Source organism: Paenibacillus sp. FSL R5-0923, from assembly GCF_038009145.1.
Lineage (GTDB): Bacteria > Bacillota > Bacilli > Paenibacillales > Paenibacillaceae > Paenibacillus_AQ.
Genome location: NZ_JBBPAT010000001.1, coordinates 3,165,251 through 3,182,218 on the forward strand (window position 1 = coordinate 3,165,251; position 16,968 = coordinate 3,182,218).

Annotated in this window: 14 protein-coding genes; 12 read left to right on the top strand and 2 right to left on the bottom strand. The window is 43.0% G+C overall.

The window, feature by feature from the left end:
* Nucleotides 1–3: 3 nt before the first annotated feature.
* From MKX35_RS14075 to MKX35_RS14105, 7 genes are all read left to right on the top strand, one after another.
* Nucleotides 4–1,386 (top strand): sensor histidine kinase, encoded by a 1,383-nt coding sequence (locus tag MKX35_RS14075; protein ID WP_076299328.1) that lies wholly within the window; start codon nt 4–6, stop codon nt 1,384–1,386.
* 93 nt (nt 1,387–1,479) lie between these two features.
* Nucleotides 1,480–2,013, top strand: coding sequence for a hypothetical protein (locus tag MKX35_RS14080; RefSeq protein WP_076299327.1), 534 nt, complete (start codon nt 1,480–1,482; stop codon nt 2,011–2,013).
* Between the two features lie 128 nt (nt 2,014–2,141).
* Nucleotides 2,142–3,263, top strand: a complete 1,122-nt coding sequence (locus MKX35_RS14085) for an FtsW/RodA/SpoVE family cell cycle protein (RefSeq protein WP_076299326.1) — start codon at nt 2,142–2,144, stop codon at nt 3,261–3,263.
* Between the two features lie 30 nt (nt 3,264–3,293).
* Nucleotides 3,294–4,313, top strand: a complete 1,020-nt coding sequence (locus MKX35_RS14090; RefSeq protein ID WP_042189704.1) for an LCP family protein — start codon at nt 3,294–3,296, stop codon at nt 4,311–4,313.
* A gap of 177 nt (nt 4,314–4,490) precedes the next feature.
* Nucleotides 4,491–5,666, top strand: a complete 1,176-nt coding sequence (locus MKX35_RS14095; protein WP_076299325.1) for an MFS transporter — start codon at nt 4,491–4,493, stop codon at nt 5,664–5,666.
* Nucleotides 5,667–5,887: 221 nt separating this feature from the next.
* The gene (locus MKX35_RS14100; RefSeq protein ID WP_076299324.1) at nt 5,888–9,064 is read left to right on the top strand and encodes a GNAT family N-acetyltransferase; all 3,177 of its coding nucleotides are present in this window, start codon (nt 5,888–5,890) and stop codon (nt 9,062–9,064) included.
* Nucleotides 9,051–9,926, top strand: a complete 876-nt coding sequence (locus MKX35_RS14105; protein ID WP_042189698.1) for an amidohydrolase family protein — start codon at nt 9,051–9,053, stop codon at nt 9,924–9,926. Before MKX35_RS14100 ends, MKX35_RS14105 begins: the two co-directional genes overlap by 14 nt.
* A gap of 130 nt (nt 9,927–10,056) precedes the next feature.
* Here the strand turns inward: MKX35_RS14105 and MKX35_RS14110 are convergent, their stop codons facing one another.
* On the bottom strand, nt 10,057–10,611 hold the full coding sequence (locus MKX35_RS14110; RefSeq protein WP_076299323.1) for a helix-turn-helix domain-containing protein: 555 nt from the start codon (nt 10,609–10,611) through the stop codon (nt 10,057–10,059).
* A 124-nt stretch (nt 10,612–10,735) separates the two neighbouring features.
* Here MKX35_RS14110 and MKX35_RS14115 point away from each other — a divergent pair, with 124 nt between their 5' ends.
* The 3 genes from MKX35_RS14115 (at nt 10,736) to MKX35_RS14125 (ending at nt 13,728) form a co-directional block, all read left to right on the top strand.
* Nucleotides 10,736–11,317, top strand: coding sequence for a LysE family transporter (locus tag MKX35_RS14115; protein ID WP_076286530.1), 582 nt, complete (start codon nt 10,736–10,738; stop codon nt 11,315–11,317).
* A 118-nt stretch (nt 11,318–11,435) separates the two neighbouring features.
* Nucleotides 11,436–12,836, top strand: a complete 1,401-nt coding sequence (locus tag MKX35_RS14120) for an ADP-ribosylglycohydrolase family protein (RefSeq protein WP_076299322.1) — start codon at nt 11,436–11,438, stop codon at nt 12,834–12,836.
* A gap of 88 nt (nt 12,837–12,924) precedes the next feature.
* A complete protein-coding gene (locus MKX35_RS14125; protein WP_256716285.1) occupies nt 12,925–13,728 on the top strand; it encodes a CAP domain-containing protein in 804 nt (267 codons plus the stop codon).
* Nucleotides 13,729–13,845: 117 nt separating this feature from the next.
* On the opposite strand, the gene MKX35_RS14130 is transcribed toward MKX35_RS14125, so the two are convergent.
* Nucleotides 13,846–14,124, bottom strand: coding sequence for a hypothetical protein (locus MKX35_RS14130; protein ID WP_076286528.1), 279 nt, complete (start codon nt 14,122–14,124; stop codon nt 13,846–13,848).
* An 82-nt stretch (nt 14,125–14,206) separates the two neighbouring features.
* Here MKX35_RS14130 and MKX35_RS14135 point away from each other — a divergent pair, with 82 nt between their 5' ends.
* Nucleotides 14,207–15,784: a spore germination protein gene (locus MKX35_RS14135; RefSeq protein ID WP_076286527.1), complete on the top strand. Its 1,578-nt coding sequence runs from the start codon at nt 14,207–14,209 to the stop codon at nt 15,782–15,784.
* Nucleotides 15,774–16,955: a Ger(x)C family spore germination protein gene (locus MKX35_RS14140; protein WP_076286526.1), complete on the top strand. Its 1,182-nt coding sequence runs from the start codon at nt 15,774–15,776 to the stop codon at nt 16,953–16,955. The genes MKX35_RS14135 and MKX35_RS14140 overlap by 11 nt, the downstream gene beginning before the upstream one ends.
* Nucleotides 16,956–16,968: the final 13 nt, after the last annotated feature.

Below are 16,968 nucleotides of genomic sequence, written 5' to 3' on the forward strand. Positions count from 1 at the left end.
AGAATGGGTATTCAGAAAAGATTAGTAGGAAGCTATTTTGTAGTGATCTGTCTTACTGTGCTCATTCTTGAGATTATTCTTAATTTATCTGTACGTTATTATTATTTTCATAATATAGAGCAAACCCTGATGAATCAAGCAGAACTGTCGGCTTCTTTTTATCAGCAATATTTTAGCGACGAGGATTTAGAGGAACAATCGGATAGGTTGTTAAAGGGCTTTGCCAGCCATTCCGATGCACAGGTACAGATTATTAATGCTGAAGGTCGGCTGCTGCAGGATTCTAATGGAATCCAAGGCGATTTTACGATGACAGATAATATGGATGTGCAAGCAGCCATAAAAGGGCAGCCCGGCAGTTGGAAGGGTGAGGACCCTGTAACCGAAGAAGTTATTTTTACGGTATCCTATCCTTTACAAGCCAAAGGTAACATCGTTGGGGAAGTAAGGTTTGTTACCTCCTTAACGGAAACGATACATACAGTTAATCAAATTGCGGTTTTGCTGATCGGGATAGGTTTGCTCGTGATTGGTATTGTCACCTTGCTTGGATTATTACTATCTTGGACCATAACCAGATCCATTAAAGATCTGAAACAGGCAGCAGACCAAATGTCCGAAGGAGATTTCAGCATAAGAGTACAAAAGCGTTATCAAGACGAGCTTGGTTCCTTGGCAGATACATTGAATATGATGGCCAGTCGAATCTCGAAAAGTGAACAGCTTAAGAATGATTTTATCGCATCCGTATCCCATGAACTGCGTACGCCATTGACCTCTATCAAAGGCTGGGTAATCACCTTGAAGGCGGGTGGGAAGAGTAACCAGGCTCTGTTTCATGATGGGCTAGATATCATTGAATCTGAAAGTGACAGGTTAACTCATATGGTGGATGAATTATTGGATTTCTCCAAATTGGATAACGGAAGAATCGCAATTCACCTCACGACTGTGGATCTAACAGAGCTGTTGCAGCATATTGGCAGACAACTCACCCCTAGAGCAACCCGACAAGACATCTTGCTTCAAGTGAAAATAGAAGAGAATCTGCCTGTCATTCAAGCTGACGAGAATCGTGTGAAGCAAGTCATGATTAATCTCATTGATAATTCGCTCAAATTTACTAGTTCCTCAGGTCGAATTCTTATAACTGCCCATACAGTTCCAGGGAAAGTTGTAATTACAGTTGAGGATACTGGGTCTGGCATCGCAGAAGCGGATTTAGAGAATGTGCGGCGAAAATTCTACAAAGGGGATCATCAGGCGTCAGGCAGCGGTTTGGGACTGTCCATCTCGGAACAAATTATCGCATTACATAATGGAGAGCTGCGAATAAGCAGCGTTTTGGGCAAAGGAACGATTGTCCAATTCGACTTGCCGATATAAATAGAGCTCAAATTTAACTATTTCATAACCACTTTCATCTCTTTCACAGATAAAATACTATATATGCGGACAAGCGAGGAGTCGATGATCCAAATGCCGAGCAAATTCATAACAATAGGTGCTATGTTAACAACGATACTTTTGCTCGGAGGATGCGGAGTGCCGGCGACACCAGGAGAGCTCATTAAGCCTCCATCATCAGAAGCAAACCTGCAGCGAGACAAAACGAGCCAGGAATTTATCAAATGGCTTCCCGACAAAGCTCAATTGATAACTCCGTTGGATGGACAAGAGGATAATGCTATCTCCTTTGGGGATATGGATGGAGACGGTATCGACGAAGCTGTAGTTGTATATGAGTACAGCAAAAACAAAGGTTCTTCTATAAAAGCAATGCTGCTTAGGCAGGAAAATGAAGCGTGGCAAAAGATTTCGGAGGTTGAGGGGTTTGGGTATGGTCTGGATTATGCCGGATTTTATGATGTCGATGATGATGGCCATAACGAACTCGCTCTGGGCTGGTCATTGGGCGAGGCGGGGAACGGACTGGATATTTATACGCTGAGTGAAGATAAATTAAAGCTGTTATCGAAGAAGGCGTATCAGGACAAATTTGATCTGAGATAATCATTCCACTTTATAATCCGCTGCACTTCAGCTTCATCTTGAAACAAGATGTATTAGTGCTCAGGCGGATTATTTATGATGCTCATTTTACAACAAGAAAAATACAGAAATTAAATAGAGGTTGTATCATGTTTCTCACCACCAAAATTGCAAAGCTGGACAGATCTGTACTTTTTCTCGTAACATGCCTAGTTGGTATTGGTACTGTTGCTATTTATGGCGCGACTACGGATACACGGTTAGATGGTCTTTACATCAGTTCGTTGTATTTATTTGCTTTATTTTGTATACCCATGTTATTCATCGCATTGGTAGATTATAAGATTCTATTAGGCTGGTTAGCATATCTCTTTTATAGCGTAGGTATTGGTCTACTTGTGCTAGTCAAGCTGGTTGGGGAAAACCTCAATGGCGCCGTGCGTTGGTTAAGTATTGGAAGCTTTCAGCTCCAGCCCTCCGAACTGGCAAAAATATGTACGGTGCTGCTCATTGCTCATCTAATGGGTAAACGAGAAGGACAGCAACTTCGCTTTTTTCAAGATTTAGTGCCGGTTTGTTTCGTTTTTTTAATTCCTTTTATTTTGATCATGGATCAACCCGATTTGGGTACAGCGCTCGTTTTTGCGGGCATATTGCTTAGTATGCTTTGGATAGGTAACATCCGTGCTCTATATATGATCTTGATCCTCGGTGTGGTGATTATTTCGATTGGCACGATATTATGGCTCTATTATGCCAACTTCGACTTGTTATCCAAGATTGTCGAGCCCCATCAATTGTCACGAATTCAGGCTTTTTTGGACCCGCAGAGTGATCCCGATAAATCTTGGCATGTCAAAAACGCAATGATAGCCATTGGCTCCGGTGGATTATCGGGTAGTGAAGGTATTTTTTTGCGAAAAGGATATATTCCATACGCGTATTCCGATTCGATCTATGTAGTCATCGGTGCAAAATACGGTTTTATAGGTTCATCCATTTTGCTGATGCTATATTTATTGCTCGTCTATCGAATGATCTTTATCGCACTCGAAAGCAGGGACCGTGCAGGGGCATATGTTGTCACCGGGTTTATCGCCATGATTATCTTTCAAGTTTCTGTTAACCTTGGAATGCATCTTGGATTGCTGCCCCTGACGGGGATATCCTTGCCGTTTATTAGTTATGGAGGTAGCTCGTTACTTACTAATATGATTGCGATTGGCATAGTGCTAAGTGTGAAAGTCCATAAGGATGAAAGCACGGATTGAAAAAGCTACTGGAACTGAGTGGAGGGAATTATGACTAACAAACGCAAGTGGACAACAACTCGTAAAATTCTGACGAGCATTGGACTTGTCTTAGGCGCAACGATTATCGGAATTGGAGTATATGCAGGGTATTTATACAAAAAGACGGATAACGCGATAGAGCGCATGGCTGCTCCAGTCAACGTCCAGCCAACCGCTGCCCCAGAGGAAAAAAAGGCGACGGTATCGGTTGAACCTATGATTTTTCTGCTTGCCGGGGTAGATAGTCGGGACGGTGGTGGTGGGGTAATGAATACCGATGTGCTAATGCTTGTCAGCTTCAATCCTGACACGAAGTCGACGAGTTTCTTATCTATACCGAGGGATTTGTTGCTAAAACCTAAATCGTTGCCCTCTCGCAAAGCTAATTATTATTATGCTTACCATTACATAAAAGATAAAACTGAAGCTATCCCTAATACAAAAGAGTTTTTCAGCAATTTACTAGGTCTGCCAATTGATCACATGGTTGTGGTGAATTTTGATGTGCTGAAGGAGACGGTGGACTTGCTTGGCGGGCTAACCATTGATGTCGATATGGATATGAAATATATCGATTCGGCAGATGGAACGAACATCAACTTAAAGAAGGGCTTGCAGAAGCTGGATGGCAAACATGTGCTTGACTTTGTGCGTTACCGCAAATCGAATCAAGGAACGGCTGAATCCTCCGATTTTCAGCGCAATGATCGACAGCAGCAAGTAATTAAGCAGATTCTGGATAAGCTAGGGAATTTCCAAGGCGTGTCCCAATGGGGGAATGTATTGGACATCATCGGTGAAAATGTGAAGACTGATATTCCACAAGCAGATCTCCAGCAATGGTTGTTGAACTTCCCTAAACTCAAACCAGATCATATCAATTCCTTACATGTGGAATCTCTTTGGAAGAGTCCATACGTGTATGTGAATAAAGAGGATCTTAAACAAGCACTTACTACTCTGAGTACGGAAGCGGGTGTTAGCTCCGAAAGTTCATTGCACCTGGAGAATATTGGAACGGTAGATTGAAAGACTATCACTTAAACTGCTCTTAGGAGCAGTTTTTTTGTGTTCTACTAATAATCCCGATAACCAGTAAAGTTATCCGTCAACGGGTAGAGGCCTGACTTCCAAGCATAGTACCATGAACACAGCGATTATGAATCGTATATTTTTTTGGTTTACTTGAGAGGAGAAGGGGATTTCATGAAATACAGACTGGGTATTATGTTTCTAATCGTACTTACAGGGATGATATCGATAGCTGCATTTAATCCGATTATTGGACCGCTTGCTCGAAATTTGGGACTTAGTGATTTTCAATCAGGATGTTTGGTATCGGTAGCGGGACTTTGCTGGCTGCTCGGAGGATATTTCTGGGAAAAACAAACATTCATGAGCCGAAAATGGCTGCTCGCTTCGATTATGTTCGTCTACATGGCAACACTAGTCATTTTTGCACTGCTGGCTGATTATGCAGTACATGCTGAGAGTAAAACAAGCCTATTTTGGAGTTTCTTTATACTTCGCGCAATCGCCGGCTTTTTCTTTGGAGGTATTCCGGCATTAGCACAAGCTTATGTTATGGGCTGGAGTACAAAAGAGACCCGTACTCAGGGAATGGCATTATTCGGTGCAGCCAATGGACTTGGCTTCGTAGTAGGACCTGCAATGAGCGGAGGAATGGCTTCGCTGGGACTCACCTCACCAATGTACGCCGCAGCCATATTATTATTCACCTTGGCTATTTTATTTCTAGTGTTTATTCCTAAAGAAAAGAATATCGAGATCGAAAGGCAGGCGATTTCACTTTCACCCAACGACAAACGGATACGCCTCTATTTATGGATTGGACTATTACTATCGTTTGCTCTGAATATCGTGCAGGTTACTATCGGATTTTTTGTGCAAGACAGCCTTGGATACAGTACTCAGCAAGCCACTCAGTTAATTGGAACGGGTCTGGCTATCTCGGGAATAATGGTGGTGCTCTCGCAAATTGTGATCAGTAAATATCTCAAATGGCATCCTAAAAAAGTGCTGCTCGTAGGGCTATTATTTGTGGCTTTGGGTCTGCTAGGCTTATTATTGTTTATCAGATTGGCTTATGTGGACTTTACATTCTTGGGAATTGGCATCGGTTTTACATTGCTTGGCTACAGTGCGGGTGCTTCAATGGCGGTTCAAGACCATGAGCAAAGAAGTGTTGCTTCCTTTATTGCGGCCCTGCAAGGTGGCGGATCATTCATAGGTCCAGTTATAGGCACAGCTTTATACACCGCTAATATGGCACTTCCTTATTCTTTCTGCGTGTTGTTGATTGGTATTGTAGGTATCGCGAATTTGAAAAAAAGATCAGCGGATCGTGTGGAGAGTTGTTAAATAGAAATGCTGCTCATAGAGTAGATTCGAAGCTGTCGAGGGAGTCTCGACAGCTTTTTTATTCTGCAGCTTTCTGCTGGCAGTGGCTTTATGTAGAAAATAAGGAGAAAGAGTTTTTTACCTCGTAACAGTCTTCCAATTAATAGTATAATAAGAACTCGTAGGAGTTATTTGAATAAAGTTGTATACATACTCTATTTGAGGGAGAAGGAGCTGAGAGCATGACTGTAAAGACTACAGCGGAACAAATCCGCATTATAGAATATGATCCTTCTTACGCTAAGGCGGTTGCAGAAATGTGGAACCGTAGCAACGAAAGCTGGGGTGGAGGCACCAATCAGAGAACAGAGGATACAGTGCGCCGCGAGATGGAAATCTCGTCCAATCTGAATGTGTTTCTCGCCGTTGATGGTGAGGAAGTGGTCGGCTTCTGCAGTTTTGCTCATTACCGTCAAGACGAAGGAGCTTTGTATGTCCCATTGTTGAATGTACGACCTGATTATCACGGATACAAGGTAGGTCGTAATCTGATTTTGAACGCTGTTCGCACAACAATTGAAGCGGGCTGGCCACGTCTTGATCTGTTTACTTGGGCAGGCAATACGAAGGCCGTACCGATGTATAAGAAATGTGGATTCTTTTGGGAAAAAAATGAGGATTACGTTCATCTGATGAACTTTATTCCGACGGTTCTGCAAACGGAAGCACTCGCTCCTTATTTTGAACAGCTGGATTGGTATGCAGATAGTACCCGTGAACTGCCCATTCAGCCGGATGGTCGCCGGGAGCGTGGTTTTGATTTCTTCGATTACACTTGGCAAAAGGGAGAACTCTCCTTACGTGCAGAATTCGAGAAGACCGGTCGCGGCCTGACGGCTCTTGATACACCTGACTATGAAATCTCCACGGAGATTGACGATCACGATCTTGTATTCGGTTCCACCTACAAGATTCGCTATCACATCAAGAATCGTTCGGCGTCTGATCTGGCTATTGAGATCAAAGGCCAAAATGACAAGAATATTCGTTTTGGCTTGTCTGCTGCACCAACACTCGCGCCAGGAGAAACAGTTATCGTAGAAGGTGAGTTCGAGCTTGATCCGATTCGTGAAGAGCAAAACGACAAGAAGACTCACCCCGTGGTTATGAGCAAATGGATCATCGGTGGCAAGCGCGCTGAGTTCCGCATAGGTGTTGCTCCTAAATTCCCGCTGAAAATGATGATGGAGTTGCCAACACGTGAGCTGTATCCGGGTCTTCCCGCTGAGCTATATTTGAATGTTGAGAATAATTTTGCAGCGGAAGCGGAATTTTCTTTTGATTTGCCAGAGGAAGAATTTTTGACGTGGGCGGATCGGACAGTAAGCTTCTCGGTTCCAGCTAAAAGTAAGGCTTCCATCCGAGTACCCTTTACCCTAAATTCATATGGCCTTTATTCACGGGATATTGAGGTGACGGCCGTTCCGGCTGGAGAGAAGGCAGTGTCCTTCATCAGCAAATTATCTGTGCTAATGAAAGGAACACATGGCCGCTTTGGTGGGGAAAACGGGGATCAGTGGGTGGCTGTAAACGGCACCTACTCCGTACATCTTAATAATAACGACAATGGGATGTGGATTGAATATCCCGGCTCGAGCCATAATTTCTGGTTGACCCATCCGAAGTTAGGTAAACCATTCGCCGAAGAATTCTCGAAGAAACAGGCTAAAGAAGTAAAGATCTATTCCGAAGGAGAGGGCCAAATTCTAGAGACTCTTTATGAATCGGATGAATTTCCGGGTCTGGAGATAAAAAGAGTGGCTAAGCTCTTTGCAAACGGAATCGCTGAGTTTTATAGCGAGGTACGCAATACTAGTAACCAAACGTTGGAAGAGGATATGTATCTGCTAACGAATTTCGGATTTTTTGGCAAACGGCTCATCCTGCCTTATCAGGGTCATTACGTAGATATGGGCGATGCTTATTCGGGTGATCCGAGTTATTGGGACAGCGCTCAAATTACGGAAAATTGGTTGTTTAGCAAGGAAGAAAATGTCACATGCGGCGTTTGCTGGGACCCTTCGCTGAAGCTGCTTCGTCCGGAGTATCCACTTGGACTGGAACATAATCTTGGTCAAATCGCTGCTGGAGATGTCGTACGAACAAAGGCGCTGGTGTTCGCTTTAAACACCTTCCTGAAGTGGTCGGATTTCCGCACCTTTGCCCGGAAGCAGCTGGATCCGATCACACCTGTGTTGGATGATCATCTTGAATTAACGCTCGGCGGTGGAAATCCGTTTGCGGCGGGGGCGCTTCATGCGGAGTTAATCGAACGAAAGATGACTCCGCTTAATGGAAGCCTCGAGCTGTATGTACTAACGGATAGAGGAGAGGAGCAGAAAGTCGCTGAGATGGAGCTGCAAAGAGAGCAGAATCTGCACTCCGCGGGCTTTGAGCTCTCACCTGAGGAAGCGGAATCTTCTTCAGAACACAGCCAATCAGGACAGAAGGTACGAGTCGTCTATCGTGGAGAGGATCGTATTCAAGAGCGAACCGGCCTCTGGTTCCCTCAAACGGAAACAGCGGCTGTTGTCTGTGGCACAGAAGAGGGACCAGCGGGTCCTATTTACACTGTGAGCAACGGAGTTCTTTCTATTGCAGCTGCTCCTGATTTCGGCAGTGTTGTGCATTCCCTGAAGCACCATGGAGAAGAATGGCTGGATAGCTCCTACCCGGAAGCAGCACCACGTTCCTGGTGGAATCCTTGGCATGGTGGACTCGGTGTAGGTATTTCAGGCATAGGTGGATTTAGTCGTTTGGAGGAGCCAAGAAGCGCAGCTTGGACCGAGCAAATGGATGTTCAGGGCAATGTATGGAAAGGATTACGTATCACTACTTCGATCGAGAAGCAGGAAAAGAACCGAGGGATTGTTGTTAATCAGCATTACCTTATGCTCCCCGGCGTCCCTGTGCTCTGTGTGTTGCATTCGGTGACCAATGACAGTGGAATGACCCTGCCGAATTATTCGTTGTCGGAGGAGAATTATATCAAACCTTCGCCAGTCTATGCCGAAGGATGGATGGAATTCTCCAAGGAGGGCAAATTCTTATTAGGAACGGTTGAAACTTATCTTGAGGCCAAGGGACTATTGCGAATTGGTGCATCTTCGCGTAAGGATATGCTGCATATGGTGAGCAGTCATCCGAATCAGAGTGCCTCGGCGTATGTGAACAATAAGGTATTTAATCACGGCGTGCATCATCATCTTCCGCTTCTCAATGGAGAAACCGTTTGGACACAGCCGTCCTTCCTGATCATGGGAGAACTCGCTCTGAATTCAGAGGATGTCCGCAGTCTTTTGAAGCTGACCTTTGCTAGACCTACTGACGAAAAGGAGATCTTAAATGCCGATCATTGATATTCACATTCATCTGTCGGACATCGACAGCTTTCATCAAACAGCACTGGATCTCTCCAAAGTCGATTACACTGCTGCCGGGCTCAAAGCGGAGTTTGATAAGAACGACGTTATTCTGGGCATTGGAATGGGGGTATCGGAGCAGACGAAGGGAGCTTTCCCTGACTCTACTTCCCCTAATCCGATGGGCCTTGACTTGGAAGACACTGTGCCGCCTTTCTTAATGGAATGCGTGGGGATCAATCCGAATATGCTCGGAGGCAAGGATGCTCAGGAGGAGCTCGACCGAATTGAGGCACGGCTGCAAGCGCCCGAGGTGGCTGGTATTAAGCTCTACGCCGGGTACTATCATCATTACGTTTATGACAAAATCTATTCACCGATCTATGAGTTGGCAGCCAAGTACGGCACGCCTGTCGTCATTCATACCGGTGATACGTACTCGATGAATGGATTGCTTAAGTATGCACATCCTCTTACCGTGGACGAATTAGCATTCCAACGACGTGATGTGAATTTTATGATTTGCCATCTTGGCGATCCGTGGGTGATGGATGCCGCCGAAGTGGTGGCCAAAAATCCAAACGTCTATGCCGATTTGTCCGGTCTTGTAGTCGGTGATCGGCCTCATTTTGAACGGTTCATGAATGAACCTCTGTTCATGGATCATTTTCGCCGGGCGCTGGTGTATTCCGACCACTATGAGAAAATGTTGTTCGGCACGGATTGGCCACTCGCTCCTATTGACCTGTATGCGGAATTTGTCCGCCGACTTGTCCCTGAGCAGCACCACGAAAAAGTATTTTACGAGAATGCCTTCGCCTTATTTCCACGCATCCAGCAGCGGATTGCGGCGCTCTAAGCATTACGAACAAGCCATCCTTTAGTTCTTCTAAAGGATGGCTTGTTTTTTGTAAAAGGACATTAACTCATCTAGCAACCCTATCATAGAGAACGTAGTCCCAAGTCTCAAGTGCCTTGGAATTTTTTTGCTAAGAGGGGTAGTATAAAATCATGCTTAACCGGGTTATTGTTTGTCCTGGATTATGATATACATGGGGTTTGTCTGCGAGGAATGTGATAGAATCACCTGATTTCAAGAGGTATTCATTGTTATTGACACGGAAAGACAATTCTCCGTCAAACACGGTGATTAATTCTTCGGTACCTTCCATATGAGAATTGGCATCAAGGTATCCACCCTTGTCTATCTCCACGGTATAACCTTCAAACCGTTTACTTTCTTCAAATGGAAAAGATAGATACACTCGATATTTTCCGTTATCTTCAAGCAGTGGCTGAATGTCACTTCTTAAGATTACTCTTGTGTCAGGCTTTGGGTAATCTATCAGCGCAGAAAATGAAATTTTTAAGCCATTGGCGATTTTCCAAAGGGTTGTAATGGTTGGTGTCGATTCGCCTCTTTCGATTTGACCAATCATTGTTTTGCTGACTCCTGTTAATTCCGCAACCTTTTCCAGGCTTAACTCTTTACTTTTTCTTATCTTTTTTATATTTTCCGCAATAATTAGATTTATTTCTTCCACTGTAATTACTCCTGTCTCCATTTACTTTATAACGATCGTGATATACAATAAAACGCACAAATGTACGTTATAACGTCTGATGGATACATTATAGCATACAAGCTGGAAGGGGAGATATAATTTAGTGTTTGTTTCTTTGTTTTTATATGCATTTGTTGCAAGTTTTACTCCGGGACCCAATAATATTATGGCAATGGGTTTTGCAAACCAAGTTGGGCTCAAAAAATCAATGAAATTTTGTTTAGGAGTGGGTACAGGATTTTTTATAATCATATTGTTATGTTCCTACTTTAATCTACTTTTGAATAATCTTCTTCCACAAATTAAATCTATTATGGCTGTAATAGGCGGAATCTACATGCTGTATTTAGCAGTTAAAATGATTACAAGTAAACAAGCAGAAAGTGATACAGCTGGAGATAAACACAATAGCTTTATTGCAGGAATGCTTTTACAATTTATCAATCCAAAAGGGATATTATATGGGATCACAGTTACATCGACATTTATCCTTACCTATCCTTCTTCCTCTTTTAGATTATTGAGTTATTCTTTAATTCTTGCTTTCATCGGTTATATGGGCACTTTTTGTTGGTGTTTGTGTGGTTCTCTTTTCAAAAAAATGATATCTAAATATAGAAGTCAATTTAATGTACTGATGGGACTGTTGTTAGTGTATTGTGCAGTTTCGATAGTGTTGGGATGAAGGATTATTAAGGGAAAATCAATATTCGACCAATACTTTTTTGTCTAGTTATTTTTTACTTCTAAAGCTTATGATATTGATGTATTGTGGATAGATACGAGGACAAAGGAGATGCAATATGCTACCATCACTCACATTTCTTAAACTTCAATTAGAGGGAGTTCTGCGTAATAAATTCGAGCAGGGGCATCAAACCTCCGGTTATTTAGCTAAGTTGGAAAAGCTCCCTGCAAGCTATGATGCCTATCTAGAATTCGCCCATAGCTTGGCTGTCATTCCAATGAGGGACAACTGGCCTTACTATGAGCCAAACGATTTAGATGAGATATGGCGGGAATGTGATCCGGCTCGACCTCTAGGTCAGGTCGGGATTTTGAATCTGAAGGATAGCTCAAAGCGTGTAGAGGCAGGTTTCCTTGCTTCAGTCTGTGGCTCAATGCTAGGCAAACCGATAGAGGTAAACCCCAGCTTGTTGGAATTACGTCAAGCGTTAACTTCTGTAGGGGAATGGCCACTGAATGATTACATTTCTGAAGAAACTCTCCATGCGCTGGATCGTCGTCATTGGTCTTGGTTTGAGACGACACGGGGGCGAATTCGTTATGTGGCACCTGATGATGATATCAATTACACATTAATGGGAATGATGGTGCTAGAACAATTCGGTGATGGTTTTACGAAAAGAAATTTAAGGGATTTATGGTTAAATCACCTTCCGATAAGTACAACTTGGGGGCCGGAAAGAGCTATTTTGATGCGATCAGGGATTAGCTATTTGGAGCATGATAAGGAACTATTCAATCATTCTGTAATAGAGGCTTGGCCTGATTTTATGGTGCAGGGAACGGAACTATGCGGTGCGGCGATTCGTGCAGATGCTTACGGATATGCCTGTCCTGGTCAACCTGCTCTGGCTGCTGAGCTAGCTTGGCGGGATGCAAGTTTTACTCATCGCCGGACCGGCATTTACTCCACGATGTTCATTGCTGCTGCGATTGCTGTTGCTCACGTGCAGCGCGATCCCATTGAAATAATCAATACGGCTCTGCAATTCGTACCTAAAAGAAGCCGATTCTACGAGATTACTAAAGATTGCCTTGAGATGGTAGCGAATGCAGATGACTGGCTGGAAGCGTATAAGAGCATTAACCATAAGTATGCGAATTATTGTCACTGTGATGTTTATCAGGAAATAGGCACCTTAATTAATACCCTGCGATTTGCAGACAATGTTGGTGATGGAATATGCAAGCAGGTGATGCAAGGAAACGATACGGATAGCTTTGGAGCAACGGCTGGCTCTCTGCTTGGGGTTTATTTCGGTCCTGATCACTTAGAATCAAGGTGGCTTAAACCTTTTCAAGATCGGATTCATACGGGGCTTTCTAATTTTCATGAGCAAAGTCTTTGTTGTTTAGCGGAACGGATGGGGCGTCTACCAGAGCTGCTGCAAACCGGTCGATATCAAGTTCAGCCTAGTGAGCTCTATGTGAGCAAGAATACGGATCTCGATACATAATAAGCTTTCAAAAAGTCCACAGCAACAAATGTTGCTGGTGGATTTTTTTGCTTTTTATTTTTTTGAATTAGAGATGAATAATTCAATCGTGCTTTACAAAAACTTTATTCGATTAAGTCACTACTTTGCCAAATCAGGAGGGGTCGTTATTAAACCATTTATCGTAATAGTAGCGCTATTGCTCGTTACAGCTTGTTCGGGTAATCAATCTGCCAACAACCAAATGACTACTCAACAAACGAAGGTTGGACATCATGCTGGCAAAACAGCTACAACAACAACCTTAACTCAAGCTTCTTCTATTTCCACAGAGAATGCTGGGAAATCAACGATTAAGGCTAAACAAGTACCCGGCGATGTAACGAAATGGCTGGATGGGTTTATCCGCACTACTCCACCTACAGGTGGTACAACAGGGGATCAAACCACTTATCCGCAAACTTCCGCTAATCCACAGCATTCTGCTAATCCGCAACAATCGGCCAATCCACAATATTCTGCTAATCCGCAAACATCCACCAATGCATCGGCATCTGTGCAGAAAGTGTTGGAACTGGTAAACAAAGAAAGAACAAACGCAGGCTTGAAACCCCTTAGTTTAAATAGTGAGCTGTCGAAAATGGCTTTGGCTAAAGCGCAGGATATGTCCGACAACAATTATTTTGACCATCAGTCACCAACCTACGGATCTCCGTTCGACATGATGAAGGCATTTGGGATCTCCTATAATACAGCAGGGGAAAATATCGCCAAAGGCCAGTCGAGCCCGGAAGAAGTAATGAATCAATGGATGAACAGCCCTGGTCACCGTGCCAACATCCTGAATAGTTCCTTTACTGAAATTGGAATAGGTTACTATAACAGTGAGTGGGTTCAAGAATTTATTGGTTAGTGTGATCAGCAATCTAAACGTCACATATTAAAAGCTAATTTTAAAACCCATGTCATCAGACATGGGTTTTATTTTTATAAAGGAGGGTAGTTAATTCCACATATGGCTGGATGATCACTATTTCGTCTGGGTTTTGTCGACATGCTCGGATGGTTGACCTTGCGATGATGGAGATTGCTGTGGCAGCCATTTTTGTACCAGTGGCCACATTAAATAAGTTATTGTGCCTACAATCAAGAAATTAAAGATGATGAGTTCTGAGGTACTCATGACGCGAAAAGAGGCCATTAGATTACGAAATGTTTCTTGTATGTTAAAGAGTGAAATGAAGTCAAGCAGAAAGGTCAGTGCTATTACTAAGATTAATAAGAGTATAGTTACGACGAATATTTTCATACTACTTCCCTGCCTTCATTGTTAATCTTCCAATAATATTTGCTGTTAATGGGTAGAATAATCACGCAAAGAGCAGCAAATAATGGAGAGAAAGGTGAAGGGCATGGCAGAGGATGGCAATGCAAGTAGCAAAAGTGCTGGAAGCAATCCACAATGGACCGTCCCTTCAATTCCGATTGATTCAACAGAATTAAGAGTCAATTTAGAGCAGATTCGCCAAAAGACAGGGAATAGTGGAGATATAATTATTCGAGAATTTACGATTGGGGGCTCGGAGGAGGAGCTTCAAGCCGCAATTATTTATGTGGATGGCATTGTTAACAATACAACCATTAATCAATTTGTCATGGAAGTCTTGCTGAACGTCATGCTGAGTAATGAACAAAGGACATTAAATGATCTGGTCCAAGTAATCACTGATAAAATTGTTCCAATCGGTGGTCTGAAGACGCTTGTTCAATGGGATGAACTCTATGATGCTCTGTTGTGGGGGCAGACTATTTTATTAATTGATGGATCGAATGAAGCCCTAGCGATTGCTACATCGGGCGGTGAAGTCCGCGCTATAGATGAGCCCGGTACGGATACTTCTATTCGAGGATCTCGTGAAGGGTTTGTTGAAAGCTTAACGACAAATATTTCGATGGTTCGGCGTCGCATAAGAAATCCTAATTTATGGCTGGAATCGATGACATTAGGTCAAGTTACACATACCAGGATAGGGATCATGTACATAAATGGGATCGCGGATGATAGCATTGTTGAAGAGGCGAAGCGACGTCTCCGCAAGATCAAATTGGATAGCATTCTGGAATCAGGATATATTGAGAAAATGATAGAAGATCAGAGTTTTACTCCGTTTCCAACGGTCCTACCTACAGAACGCCCAGATACCGTCGCTGCTAATCTTTTAGAAGGAAAAATTGCAATTATGGTGGATGGAACGCCCTTTATGCTAATCATCCCAGCCGTTTTTAATCAATTCTTTCAAATTACAGAGGATTCTTATCATCGGTATGATATCAGTGTTGCATTGCGGCTGTTACGAATCGTAATGTTCATCATTTCGATGATTGGACCTTCTTTCTATATTGCAGCAACAACCTTTCATCAAGAAATGATACCAACGCAGTTAGTGATTTCGCTTGTTTCACAGCTAGAAGCAACGCCATTTACCGCGTTTGTTGAGGCGCTATTAATGGAGGTTATTTTTGAAATTCTGCGTGAAGCGGGTGTTCGTATGCCAAAAGCAATTGGATCAGCAGTATCCATCGTTGGAGCACTTGTCATTGGGCAGGCAGCTGTACAAGCAGGTTTAGTGTCAACGGCAATGGTTATTGTTGTTTCACTTACAGCTATCTCTAGTCTAGCGACGCCTGTTTTCTCAATTGCTGTATCCGCGAGATTGTTACGTTTTCTCCTCATGATCAGTGCAGCAACGTTCGGTTTCTTTGGAATGATTCTTACCTTGATTATGATCATTGCACATATGTGTAGTTTACGTTCATTTGGTGTACCTTACATGGCTCCTTATAGTCCAATGATGCATGTAAAGAATAGTCAGATTCATGCACCTTTACCGATTTGGATGAGACATTTGATTCCAAAATTGATGAAGAAGCCTACAACAGAGCAAGTGGGTGATCAAGATGGGACGTAGAATGGCACGGTTTTGTTTGTCGATGGTTATGATTGCTCTCCTTACGGGTTGCTGGGATAGTCGAGAGTTAACGGATATCGGTTTTGTGGTTGCGATGGCGATTGATAAAGGAGAAAAAAAGAACATTAGGGTTACGGTTCAGATCGTGAATCCTGTAAATGTCTCAAGTACACAAGGAGGAGGTAGCCCAATGCCTTTACCTCCAACCACATATTCAGCAGAAGGAAATAATGTATTTGATGCCACTCGCGTTCTCTCACAAAAACTTTCTAGGCAATTGCATTATGGTCATGCGATAGTTCTCTTGGTAGGTGAAGAATTAGCTACAACACAAGGGATAAAGAAGCTTTTTGACGGCATTGAGCGGGATAGTGAGTTTCGTCCTTCCGCTACAATGGTTATCGCGAGGGGAACGACGGGAGAAGAAATCATTAAACAACGAACGAGTCTCGATAATTCACCTGCCATTAAAATTAAGAAAATGGTAGCTGAAACCGAGAAAGCATTTGGTGAAAATATTGATGAGAAAATATACCAAGTCATTCAAGCCATCGTCTCATCTGGTAAAGAACCTACGATTACTGGCATTCAACTCGATTCTACAAATAAAGAAGACAAATTAATGGCTAATGGGATTGCTACTTTTAAAGATGGAAAATTAATGAGGTGGTTAGACGGAAATGAAAGCCGTGGATTCTTATGGGTGTTAGGCAGAGTTAATTCGACATTGTTAACCATGGATTGGAATGGTCAGCCACATACAATCGGGATCGAGAATATACGAACCAAATCATCATTTCATTCAAGCTTTGATAAATCCGGTAAACCAATTATTGAGGTGAAGATTGGCGCGGATGCAAATATTGGTGAGGTTGATGTCCCAATTGATGTAACTAACCCGAAATTGTTCTTGCAAATTGAGCGCCTGTACATGCAAGCCGTTCATGATGAAGCGGTAGCCACGATTAAATTAATGCAACAGCAAAAGTCGGACATTTTTGGATTTGGAGAAGTGGTGCATCGTGATCACCCTAAGCAATGGAGAACGTTAAAGCGGGATTGGAACGATGTGACCTTTCCCACCATTGAAGTAAAAGTGAAAGTGGAGGCTTATTTGCGTAATACTGGGTTGCGTAATAGAACCATAATGGAAAGTATCGATAATAGCTGATAAATGAATTGTT

Coding starts and splice junctions, on each gene's coding strand:
- MKX35_RS14075 (WP_076299328.1), top strand. CDS start 4: ATGGGTATTCAGAAAAGATTAGTAGGAAGCTATTTTGTAGTGATCTGT.
- MKX35_RS14080 (WP_076299327.1), top strand. CDS start 1,480: ATGCCGAGCAAATTCATAACAATAGGTGCTATGTTAACAACGATACTT.
- MKX35_RS14085 (WP_076299326.1), top strand. CDS start 2,142: ATGTTTCTCACCACCAAAATTGCAAAGCTGGACAGATCTGTACTTTTT.
- MKX35_RS14090 (WP_042189704.1), top strand. CDS start 3,294: ATGACTAACAAACGCAAGTGGACAACAACTCGTAAAATTCTGACGAGC.
- MKX35_RS14095 (WP_076299325.1), top strand. CDS start 4,491: ATGAAATACAGACTGGGTATTATGTTTCTAATCGTACTTACAGGGATG.
- MKX35_RS14100 (WP_076299324.1), top strand. CDS start 5,888: ATGACTGTAAAGACTACAGCGGAACAAATCCGCATTATAGAATATGAT.
- MKX35_RS14105 (WP_042189698.1), top strand. CDS start 9,051: ATGCCGATCATTGATATTCACATTCATCTGTCGGACATCGACAGCTTT.
- MKX35_RS14120 (WP_076299322.1), top strand. CDS start 11,436: ATGCTACCATCACTCACATTTCTTAAACTTCAATTAGAGGGAGTTCTG.
- MKX35_RS14130 (WP_076286528.1), bottom strand. CDS start 14,124: ATGAAAATATTCGTCGTAACTATACTCTTATTAATCTTAGTAATAGCA.
- MKX35_RS14135 (WP_076286527.1), top strand. CDS start 14,207: ATGGAGAGAAAGGTGAAGGGCATGGCAGAGGATGGCAATGCAAGTAGC.
- MKX35_RS14140 (WP_076286526.1), top strand. CDS start 15,774: ATGGGACGTAGAATGGCACGGTTTTGTTTGTCGATGGTTATGATTGCT.